Origin of the sequence: Martinezella tropici, assembly GCF_008370325.1 — a bacterium.
GTDB lineage: Bacteria > Pseudomonadota > Alphaproteobacteria > Rhizobiales > Rhizobiaceae > Rhizobium > Rhizobium tropici_B.
This window is the reverse complement of record NZ_VNIP01000018.1, coordinates 188,768-199,739: the sequence shown is the minus strand read 5'-3', so window position 1 is coordinate 199,739 and position 10,972 is coordinate 188,768. Positions and strand designations below refer to the sequence as shown.

General features: G+C 62.4%; 8 protein-coding genes. 5 read left to right on the top strand and 3 right to left on the bottom strand.

Annotated features, from left to right (window positions below; genetic code table 11):
- The 4 genes from FP026_RS30435 to FP026_RS29105 form a co-directional block, all read left to right on the top strand.
- Positions 1 to 279: hypothetical protein (locus FP026_RS30435; RefSeq protein ID WP_210247984.1), on the top strand; the 279-nt coding region annotated here is incomplete at its 5' end.
- 8 nt (positions 280 to 287) lie between these two features.
- Positions 288 to 2,753 (top strand): ATP-dependent helicase HrpB, encoded by a 2,466-nt coding sequence (gene hrpB, locus FP026_RS29115; RefSeq protein WP_149638038.1) that lies wholly within the window; start codon positions 288 to 290, stop codon positions 2,751 to 2,753.
- 2 nt (positions 2,754 to 2,755) lie between these two features.
- The gene (locus tag FP026_RS29110) at positions 2,756 to 4,093 is read left to right on the top strand and encodes an ActS/PrrB/RegB family redox-sensitive histidine kinase (protein ID WP_149638032.1); all 1,338 of its coding nucleotides are present in this window, start codon (positions 2,756 to 2,758) and stop codon (positions 4,091 to 4,093) included.
- Between the two features lie 75 nt (positions 4,094 to 4,168).
- Positions 4,169 to 4,756, top strand: coding sequence for an ActR/PrrA/RegA family redox response regulator transcription factor (locus FP026_RS29105; protein WP_149638031.1), 588 nt, complete (start codon positions 4,169 to 4,171; stop codon positions 4,754 to 4,756).
- A 66-nt stretch (positions 4,757 to 4,822) separates the two neighbouring features.
- Here FP026_RS29105 and FP026_RS29100 read toward each other — a convergent pair whose 3' ends face one another.
- Entirely contained in the window at positions 4,823 to 5,311 is a 489-nt protein-coding gene (locus FP026_RS29100; protein WP_149638037.1) for an MmcB family DNA repair protein, read from the bottom strand.
- A gap of 181 nt (positions 5,312 to 5,492) precedes the next feature.
- On the opposite strand from FP026_RS29100, the gene FP026_RS29095 reads away from it, so the two are divergent.
- Entirely contained in the window at positions 5,493 to 6,185 is a 693-nt protein-coding gene (locus FP026_RS29095; protein ID WP_149638030.1) for a L,D-transpeptidase, read from the top strand.
- 264 nt (positions 6,186 to 6,449) lie between these two features.
- On the opposite strand, the gene FP026_RS29090 is transcribed toward FP026_RS29095, so the two are convergent.
- Both FP026_RS29090 and FP026_RS29085 read right to left on the bottom strand, forming a co-directional pair.
- Positions 6,450 to 8,618 carry a malate synthase G gene (locus FP026_RS29090; protein WP_149638029.1) on the bottom strand — a complete coding sequence of 723 codons (2,169 nt, stop codon included), beginning with the start codon at positions 8,616 to 8,618 and terminating at the stop codon, positions 6,450 to 6,452.
- A 118-nt stretch (positions 8,619 to 8,736) separates the two neighbouring features.
- Entirely contained in the window at positions 8,737 to 10,740 is a 2,004-nt protein-coding gene (locus FP026_RS29085; protein ID WP_149638028.1) for a hydantoinase/oxoprolinase N-terminal domain-containing protein, read from the bottom strand.
- Between the last annotated feature and the right edge of the window lie 232 nt (positions 10,741 to 10,972).

Here is a 10,972-nt window from a genome sequence, read left to right as displayed (position 1 = left end):
GAGAAACAAAGGAAAGTTTTCGCGATTGGCCGCGATTTCAGGATTCATTTTACGTCGCTTACCGGAATCGTCCAGATAAACGCTCGTAAAGGCTACTTGCGCCCTGTTGCAGGCATCGGATTCGCCTCTCATTGCCAGCGGGACACCCAGGACCTAATAGACATCGAGAGATTGAAGGGAGCGGAGATGTTGCTTCTCGATAAAAGGCGGGCGCAGGCCGCGTCGACCCGGCAAACGCCAGCTTTCGCCCATAAGCATATGCGGAGCAGCCAGGCGTGACATATAGAGTGCCTTCATTGCCGGAGCTGCCGGTCTCCCATGTGCTTGCCGATATCGGTGCGGCGCTCGCTAAAGAGCGGCGTGCGGTGCTTTCTGCGCCGCCCGGCGCGGGCAAGACGACACTCGTGCCGCTTTATCTATTGGCCGAAGCCTGGCGTGGCGATGGCAGGATTATTCTTCTGGAACCACGACGGCTTGCGGCAAGGGCGGCCGCCGCCCGCATGGCTTCGCTGCTCGGCGAACAGGTGGGCGATACCGTGGGATACCGCATGCGGCTCGACAGCCGCATCTCTTCCAAGACCCGCATCGAGGTGGTGACGGAAGGCGTCTTCGCGCGGATGATCCTCGACGACCCGGAACTCTCCGGCATCTCCACGGTCATCTTCGACGAATTCCATGAACGCTCGCTGGATGCGGATTTCGGCCTTGCCCTGGCGCTTGATGTGCAATCGGCGCTGCGGGAGGATCTGCGCATCCTCGTCATGTCGGCGACGCTGGATGTTGAGCGTGTCGCTACGCTGCTCGATCATCCCCCCGTCATCGAAAGCATGGGCCGCAGCTTCCCGATCGATATCCGCCATCAGGATCGGCCAGCGGGAGAGCGGATCGAGGATACGGTCACGCGGGCGATCCTCGATGCGCATGCGCGCGAACAGGGTTCCATCCTCGCCTTCCTGCCCGGGCAGGCCGAGATCGCCCGGACGGCGGAACGGCTCGAAGGCCGGTTCGGGCCGGAGACGATAATCGCGCCGCTCTACGGCAATCTCAGCCAGAAGGAGCAGGATGCGGCAATTCGGCCAGCGCCGCAGGGCACGCGCAAGATCGTGCTTGCCACCTCGATCGCCGAAACCTCCATCACCATCGATGGCGTGCGTATGGTCATCGACAGCGGATTGCAGCGGCTGCCGGTCTTCGAGGCTTCCACGGGCATCACGCGGCTCGAGACGGTGCGCGTGTCTCGAGCCTCGGCCGATCAGCGGGCCGGGCGCGCCGGGCGAACCGAGCCGGGCATTGCCATTCGCCTGTGGCATCCGGGCCAGACGGCGGCGCTTCCTGCCTTTACGCCGCCGCAGATCCTTTCCAGCGACCTTTCAAGCCTTGCGCTCGACATGGCCCATTGGGGCGTACAGGATCCGGCAACGCTTGCCTTTGTCGACCAGCCGCCAGCGATAACGCTTGCCGAAGCGCGGACCTTGCTTCGGCAGCTGGGGGCGCTCGATGCGGAAAACGGGCTGACGGCGCGCGGCCGGCTGATGCGCGAACTCGCCTTGCCGCCGCGACTGGCGGCGATGGTGATATCAGCCGTCGAATTCGGCCAGGCGCGTGAGGCAGCATTGCTTTCCGTGCTGCTGACGGAACAGGGGCTCGGCGGGCAGAGCATCGACCTGGAGGAGCGGCTGCGCCGCTTCAAGACAGAGAAGGGCGAACGGGCGGAGGCCTCACGCCGCCTGGCCGCGCGTCTCGCCCAGGCCGCCGGCGGCAATACCGGTCCCGCTCCTTCCACCCCGCCTCTCGCCGGTGCACTGCTCCTGCATGCCTTTCCCGACCGGATCGCCCTGCAGCGCGGCGGGCGGGGACGCTTCGTCATGGCCAATGGGCGCGGCGCAGAGCTGCCGGAGACCGAGCGGCTTGCCGGCTCGCAGATGCTTGTCATTGCCGACCTGACCGGCCGCGCTGCGCAGGCGCGCATCCTGGCCGCGGCGGAAATTTCCCGCGCGGATGTGGAGGAACATCTTCCCGGCGAGATCCGCACCGAAGACCAGAGCTTTTTCGACAGAGCGAGCCGTCAGGTGCGGGCGCGGCGGGCGACACGGCTCGGCGCCATCATCTTCGAGGAAACGCCCCTACCGCGTCCCTCTGGCGAGCAGGCGGCAAAGGCCCTGGCTGAAGGCATTCGCGAGCTCGGGATCGGCATCCTGCCCTTTTCCAAGGAGGCCGCGCAGCTGCGGGAAAGAATAGGCTTCCTGCATCGCACGATCGGCGAACCCTGGCCCGATGTCAGCAACGAGGCGCTGCTTGCGCGGCTGGATGACTGGTTCACGCCGTTCCAGACCGATGCGCGCGGCCTCTCCGACATTTCGGCCAGCGGCCTTTCCAACGGACTGATGTCGCTGGTGCCGCACGAGCTGCAGCGCGATCTCTCCCGGATGGCACCGACGCATTTCGAGGCGCCGACCGGCCAGCGCCATCCCATACAATATGATGGCGAAGAGCCGCTCTTGACCATCCGCGTCCAGGAGCTGTTCGGACTGAAGCAACATCCGGCCATCGGCGGTGGCCGATTGCCGCTGCTGCTCGAATTGACATCGCCGGCGCACCGCCCGATCCAGACGACGCGCGACCTGCCGGGCTTCTGGGCGGGATCCTGGAAGGATGTGCGCGCCGACATGCGCGGGCGCTATCCGAGGCATCCCTGGCCGGAAGATCCGGCCGATGCGTTGCCGACCACACGCGCCAAGCCACGGGGGACCTGACAATGGCACGCTTCTTCCGAGGACTGGAAAAGCTGTCCGAGGCCGAGATCAAGGCGCAGGACGACCACCACACCAGCCGGCGGCTGAGACTGCAGACGCTGGTGCGCCTGCGCTGGCTTGCCGTCGGCGGCCAGACCGTGACTGTCATGATCGTCGCCTTCTGGCTGAAGTTTCCGATGCCGCTCCTGCCCTGCTGCGTGCTGATCGCCTGTCTCGCCTGGATCAACTTCTTCCTGACGCTGCGCTATCCGCCAACGCACCGGCTGGAGCCGCCGGCGGCCTTTGCGCTGCTCAGCCTCGACCTTCTGCAGCTCTGCGGGCTGCTTTTGATCACCGGTGGGCTTGCCAATCCTTTCTCGGCACTGGTCTGCGTGCCCGTCATCATTTCCTTCGCATCGCAGCCGATCCGCTACAGTATGCCGCTGATCCTGCTGGCGATGATCTGCATCACCGGGCTCGCTTTCTCGCCCTTTCCGCTCCCCTGGTATGAAGGCGTCTCGGTCAACGTCCACAATGTGATGCAGCTCGGCGTCTGGTGCTCGATTGCCTCCACCATGGCCTTTGCCGCCTTCTATGCCTACCGCGTCTCCATGGAGGCGTCGCAGCTTGCCGATGCTCTCTCGGCGACGGAACTGGTGCTGCAGCGGGAAAAGCACCTGTCGCAGCTCGACGGGCTGGCGGCCGCCGCGGCGCACGAGCTCGGCACACCGCTTGCGACGATCAGCGTCGTCGCCAAGGAGATGGAGCGCGAACTGCGCGAAGACGACCGCTTCCGCGAGGATATTGCGCTGCTGCGCAGCCAGAGCGAGCGCTGCCGCGATATCCTCAGGCGGCTGACGACGCTCTCCTCCGAAGACGAGGCGCATATGCGGCGGCTGACGCTGTCGTCGATGATGGAAGAGATCATAGCGCCGCATCGCGAGTTCGGGATCACGCTGGAACTGATCGAGAAGAGCCCGCGCTCCGGCGAACCCGTCCTCAGCCGCAATGCCGGCATCATGTATGGGCTTGGCAACCTCATCGAAAATGCGGTGGACTATGCTCGCAAGACGGTGACCATCACCGTGGAATATACCGTCGACACTCTGACCATTGTCATCGAGGACGACGGCAACGGCTATTCGCCCGAAATACTGGCGCGGATCGGCGAACCCTATGTCACATCGCGCCAGCGGGACGATACCGCCGGCGGCCTCGGGCTCGGCCTCTTCATTGCCAAAACGCTGCTCGAACGCTCAGGCGCAGCGCTTTCCTTCAGCAATCGCGATTCCGAGGCGCCGGGAGCGCGCGTCCGCGTCGAATGGCCGCGCGTGTTGATCGACAGTAATTCGACAAAATGATTTTTACGGCTTAAAACAGCGATCGTCAAAATCGGTTGAATATGCAGGCGGATAGTCGCCGGGATAGAAGATAAAATGACGGAAAAAGAGAGCGCTGCCCCAGACGCCGGAGCGAAGGATGCCGCGGCCCATATCGGCCCGGACGCCACATTGCTGATCGTCGACGACGACGGCCCGTTTCTACGCCGCCTGGCACGCGCGATGGAAACGCGCGGCTTTGCAGTCGAGACGGCGGAATCGGTAGCGGAAGGCGTTGCCAAGTCCAAGGCGAACCCGCCCAAATACGCCGTGGTCGACCTCCGGCTAGGCGACGGCACAGGGTTGGACGTGATCGAGGCGATCCGCCAGCGGCGCGACGATACGCATATCGTCGTCCTGACGGGCTATGGGAATATCGCGACGGCGGTGACCGCCGTCAAACTTGGCGCGCTCGACTATCTCGCCAAGCCCGCCGATGCGGACGACGTCTATGCGGCGCTAACGCAGCGCCCCGGCGAAAAGGCTGAAGTGCCTGAGAACCCGATGTCGGCCGATCGCGTCCGCTGGGAACATATCCAGCGCGTCTATGAAATGTGCGAGCGCAACGTTTCCGAGACGGCCCGCCGCCTCAACATGCATCGCCGCACGCTGCAGCGCATCCTCGCCAAGCGAGCGCCGAAATAGAGCAATTCCAGCAAAAGCTCGCAGCGGTTTTCCGTCCGGAACTGCGTCGAACGAACGGCAGCGAACCTATTCTGAAGCGAAGGACTTGCCCGTCGCCCATTCGGCCAGCAACAGGCGTTGGGCGGCGGCGCGTGAGAAATTCAGCGTCACGGACTTGCGCGTCGCCGGCGGCAGGCGATGCTCCGGCGCCTCGCGCAGCATATGGGCGCCATAACCATCCGACAGAAACAGCCCGCAATCCTCCGGAAAGATATCCAGCGGCACATCCTTGTGCGTCGCAAAGAACATCCGGTCGCAATGCTGCCGGTATTCGGGCCATTTACGGTCGACGCGGAAATCCTCGATCGACGTCTTGATCTCGATGATCCAGATTTCGCCCTTTTCCGAGACGCTGATGAGATCGGCGCGGCGGCCGCTGGCAAGCGGCAACTCCGGCAAGACCGCGTGGCGCATGTCGTGCAGTAATAGTTGCACGCCCTTGCGTACAAGCATGGCCCTTTCCGACTGCCGGCCATCTATTAACGGATTGTTATTGTAAACGTTCAAAATCGTCATGAATTGTCTCGGGAACAGGGCGAGCGTTGTTGCAAAAAAACCATGTCCTTCTAATTTGCGCGCCGGCGCTATTTTTGTAGGGCCAGAGCCGCTTGCAAAGACAAGTTTAATGGAAAATAAACTGTAGACAAAGATGGTAGATAACCATCCGTTCCCTGCCACGAAATTTCAAGAGACTTCCATGCGCATCCGTCATGCTATGACCGCACTCGGCCTTGTCGCAACGCTCGCAACGGCTGGCTATGCCATCCCTGCGGCAGCCAAGCCCTCCGCCATCGCCAATCCCGCAACCATTGCCGCTCCCGCTACCGACGCCATCAAGACGTTCGACAGCGATTATGGCGTCACGAGCGACAACGGCTTCCAGCTACCGGCGATCCCGATCCAGAAGGTGAAGCCGCAGTTCCGCCGCCAGATCGTTTCCTACAAGTCCGACGAGGCTGAAGGCACGATCATCGTCAACACGCGCGAGCGCCATCTTTACTATATCCTCGGCAACGGCGAAGCGATGCGTTACGGTATCGGCGTCGGCAAGCAGGGCTTCGCCTGGTCGGGCACCGCTTATGTTGCCTGGAAGCAGGAATGGCCGAGCTGGCATCCGCCGAAGGAAATGGCCGTCCGCCGTCCGGAAATCGCCAAATATGTCGATGGCGGCATGAACCCTGGCCTGTCGAACCCGCTCGGGGCGCGCGCCATGTATCTCTACAACGAAAAGGGCCAGGACACGCTGTTCCGCCTGCACGGCACGCCGGAATGGGCGTCGATCGGCACGGCCGCTTCCTCGGGCTGCATCCGCCTGATGAACCAGGACGTCATCGACCTCTACAGCCGCGTTCTGCCTGGTCACAGCACCAAGGTCGTCGTTATCCAGTAATTGCTGGACATTTCGGATTGAAAAAGGCCGCCGGATATCGATCCAGCGGCTTTTTTGTTTGAAGAACTCGGGATAGATTCTAACCGCCCACCCGCCCTCGTCCTTCGAGGCTCCGCCTTTGGCTGCGCGCCTCAGGATGAGGGCTGATCTTTTCCCCAGTCGCAAGCCTTTCTCCACCTCATCCTGAGGCGCCTTGCCGTCAAAGCGTCAGCGCAGACGACAAGGCCTCGAAGGATCGAGGTGGCCTGTGATGGAGAGAAGGGATCACCCCGCCTGCTTCGCCTTCAGCTCGATGCGGCGGCGATGCAGGACCGGTTCGGTATAGCCGTTCGGCTGCTCACGCCCCTTGAGGACGAGATCGAGGGCTGCCTGGAAGGCGACCGAACCGTCGAAATTGCCTGACAGGGCGATGTAGTTGGGATCACCGGCATTCTGCTGATCGACCACGGCAGCCATGCGCTTCATCGTTTCGATAATCTGCGCTTCAGTGATGACCTTGTGATGCAGCCAGTTGGCCATGTGTTGCGCCGAGATGCGCAGGGTGGCGCGGTCTTCCATGAGGCCGATATTGTTGATGTCGGGCACCTTGGAGCAGCCGACGCCCTGATCCACCCAGCGGACGACATAGCCGAGAATGCCCTGGCTGTTGTTGTCGATCTCGCGCTGGATTTCCTCCGGCGTCCAGTTCGGCCGCGAGGCAACCGGCACGGAGAGAATATCGGAAAGCTTGGCGCGGGCGCGGCTCTTCAGGCTCTTCTGCACGTCGGCAACGTTGACACGGTGGTAATGGGTGGCGTGCAGCGTCGCTGCCGTCGGGGACGGCACCCAGGCGGTGTTGGCGCCGGCCTTGGGATGGGCGATCTTCTGCTCGAGCATGGCCGCCATCAGATCCGGCATCGCCCACATGCCCTTGCCGATCTGGGCATGGCCGGAAAGGCCGCATTCGAGGCCGATATCGACATTCCAGTTCTCGTAGGCGCCGATCCAGGCTGCCTGCTTCATATCGCCCTTTCGGATCATCGGGCCGGCTTCCATTGAGCTATGGATTTCATCGCCGGTGCGATCGAGGAAGCCGGTATTGATGAAGACGACGCGCTCGCGGGCGGCGCGGATGGCTTCCTTGAGGTTGACCGTGGTGCGGCGCTCCTCGTCCATGATGCCCATTTTGATGGTATTACGCGGCATCCCAAGCAGGTCCTCGACTTGCGAGAAGATATCCACCGCGAAGGCGACCTCTTCAGGACCGTGCATCTTCGGCTTGACGACATACATCGAGCCGGTGCGGGAATTCTTGCGGCGGCCATTCGGGCCGATGTCGTAGAGTGCTATCAGGCCGGTAATCGCGGCATCCATGATGCCTTCAGGCACCTCATTGCCATCGCGGTCGAGAATGGCCGGATTGGTCATCAGGTGGCCGACATTGCGCACCAGCATGAGGGACCGGCAATGCAGATCGAACGTGCTGCCGTCCGGCGCGGTGTAGGCGACATCGGGGTTCAGCCGGCGCGTGAAGGTCTTGCTGCCCTTGACGACTTCCTCTGTCAGATCGCCCTTCATCAGGCCGAGCCAGTTGCGGTAAACCTCCGCCTTGTCCTCGGCATCGACGGCCGCGATCGAATCCTCGCAGTCCATGATCGTGGTGATCGCCGATTCCAGGCGAACATCGGAAATATTCGCCGGGTCGGCCTTGCCGATATCGGTGCCGGCATCGATGACGATTTCGATATGGATACCATTGTGCCTCAGCAGGATATGCGAGGGCTTGGCAGCATCACCGAGATAACCGGCGAAATGGCTGCGATCCGCCAGCGCCGCAGCGCCGGTCTTCGTCGTGATCGCCAGCGCGCCATCCTTCACTGCAACGCCGGTGACGTCCTTCCAGCTTGCGCCGGCCAACGGCACGGCGGAATCGAGGAAATCGCGAACCCAGGCGATGACCTTCTCGCCACGTTTGGGGTTGTAGCCTCTGCCCTTTTCGGCGCCGTCGGTCTCGGGAATGGCATCGGTGCCATAGAGGGCGTCGTAAAGCGATCCCCAGCGAGCGTTGGCGGCATTCAGTGCATAACGGGCATTCATGACGGGAACGACAAGCTGCGGTCCGGCGATATGAGAGATTTCCGGGTCGACATTGGCGGTCGAAATCGTAAAGGCCGGGCCTTCGGGCACGATATAGCCGATGTCGCGCAGGAAGGCTTCATAAGCGGCGAGATCGACGGGCGCACCGTTCTTGCGATACCAATCGTCGAGCGCTTCCTGCATGCGGTCCCGCTTGGCAAGCAGCTCGCGGTTCTTCGGCGCAAGATCATGAACGATCTTTGAGAAGCCGGCAAAAAAGGTGTCGGCGTCGATACCTGAGCCCGGCAGCGCTTCCTTGACGAGGAAATCATAAAGTACCGGTTCGATCTGCAGCCCGTTCTTTTCAATGCGGCTCATGCCAAATACTCCTCAAGGCCATCTTTTGGCTCATTTTTCACATGCTGCCACTTTGCCGATGGTTTCGCTTCCGTCAATTTGGCAATAGTTCGAAAGATTTATGCGCTCTGGGAAATAATCAACTCGCGGCGATTCGCGGGCGGCCGCTCGCTGTCGCGATGAACCGTGCCTCGATCAGTTTTCGACTGCCCTCGACTTCAGGCGCATCCACCTGCTCATCCATCGCCAACACGAGATCCACCGCACCATTGAGCCTAGCCTGTGTCATCGCCGCCTCGGCGGCACGCGAGCGGGCATCGGCGAAGCTCCGGTCCTCGTCAGTGAAGCGCAGGCTTTCACCGGCTCCGTTCAGCACATAGATGCCGTCTTCCGGCATGGTGACGAAAACGGTAACGCTGGTGCGCACCTGACCGACGACGGCGCCGACGGCATTGGCGACATCCGAATCGGCCGGAATGGCGCTCTCCGTCGCCAGCATTTCCGCGATGGCAGGATAATAGACCGGGGCGGAAGCACCGAGCCCGACAAGGGGGCGATCGAGCGAAATGGCGAAACGGGCGATCCCGGGCGTGCGGCGAAGGGCACGATCGATGGAGATGGATTTTGCCGGATTCAGATCGGCAACGCCATCCTCGGCGAGGCAGGCGGCAAGAATGACATCCGCGGACTGGCGCGTGAGCCGATCGACGATCTTCTGCGCCAATTCCTCGACGGATGCGGCGATGGTGCGTCCGGAGCCATCCTTCAGCCGCATCGCCAGAGCGAGCCCAAGGCGAGCCGCATCGGCATTCCACTGGCCCTGCCGGCCGAGCATATGCATGGCATCGGAAGGCGTCAGGCCGCTCAGATGCACGAGGCCGCGCGCCACCAGCCTATCCAGCGTCGCCTTCTGCGACGTCATCGTCAGAAGCTTGTCGAGCGCTATAGGAACGGCGCCGATCCGGTCGAACAACGCCTGCTCGGGTGCCGTAAGACCGCTTGCCAGATGATCCGGCACGCCGGTGCGGAGCGCAAAGCGACCGGCATTGCGAGCAAGATGCGTCGCCCGCAGTTGCTGCTCCAGGACAGTCAAGATGGCATCGCCATGCATGTGAGCGGCGAGGCTCAGCGGCAAAAGGCGGCGGGGGCCGAGTTCGAAAGCGGCGATGAGGCCGCGATCGTTGATCTTGACTTCGGAATCGCCGCCGAGACCATAAGTGCGCATCGCGACCGCCTCGACCATGGTGCGATAGCCTCCGACCACGGCGCCATCAGCATCCAGCCGCGGCCGGCCATCCTCCATGACGGCAACATCGGTGGTGGTGCCGCCGATATCGGAAACGACCGCATCGTCGAGGCCGGTGAGATAGCGCGCGCCGACGAGACTTGCGGCCGGACCGGACAGAATGGTCTCGATCGGCCGGAGCTTGGCTTCGTCAGCCGAAATCAGAGCGCCATCGCCCCGCACCACCATCATCGGCGCGGAAATGCCGCGTGTCACCAGGAACCCTTCGCAAGCGCCGACGAGGCGATCGATCATTGATACCAGGCGGGCATTCAGCAGCGTCGTCAGGGCACGGCGCGGACCGCCCAGCTTCGAGGAGAGCTCATGGCTGCAGGTCACGGGCAGATGCGAGATCTCGCGAATACAGTCGCGCACCTTGATTTCATGAGCCGGATTCCGCACGGCAAAATAGCCGGCGACGGCGAAGGAGGATACCGACTTGGCCAGTTCCGGCAATGCATCGCGCAGCGCCGTCAGATCGAGCGGATTTTCATTGCCGTGCACATTGTGGCCGCCGGGGAGATAGAGCACGGGATCGGATCCCAACGCTTCCGCAAGTCCGTCGCGCTTGAGATCGTCTGGGCCGAAGCCGATCATGATGAGACCGGCGCGACCGCCCTGCCCTTCGACAAGCGCATTGGTGGCGAGCGTCGTCGACAGCGATACGAGGCCGATCGCCGAAACCGGAATATCGGCCTTGGCAATGACGGCATCGACGGCGCCGGCAATGCCGACGGCCAGATCATGCCGCGTGGTCAGCGATTTCGCCTTGGCGATCACGCCATCGGTTTCATGGAAGAGAACGGCATCGGTGTAGGTGCCACCCGTATCGATGCCGAGCAGGAAGTGAGACGTCACGCTGATATAAAACCTCTGGCCCGGATAATGACTATGAACTCCCGCAACGCCTGTGAAGATATGAACGAAGCGGCGAGCGCAGAGCCTATCTCGCCCTTGGCGGGCGAGAAAGCAATTTCATTGGTTTGGGCTCTTCTTTACCTGCTGTCGGCGGTGTGTTCTTGGAGGGTGCGCACCGCCTCTGTCGCGAAAGCGACAGAGGGGGTAACGGAGGTGCGTCATATTCGAGACT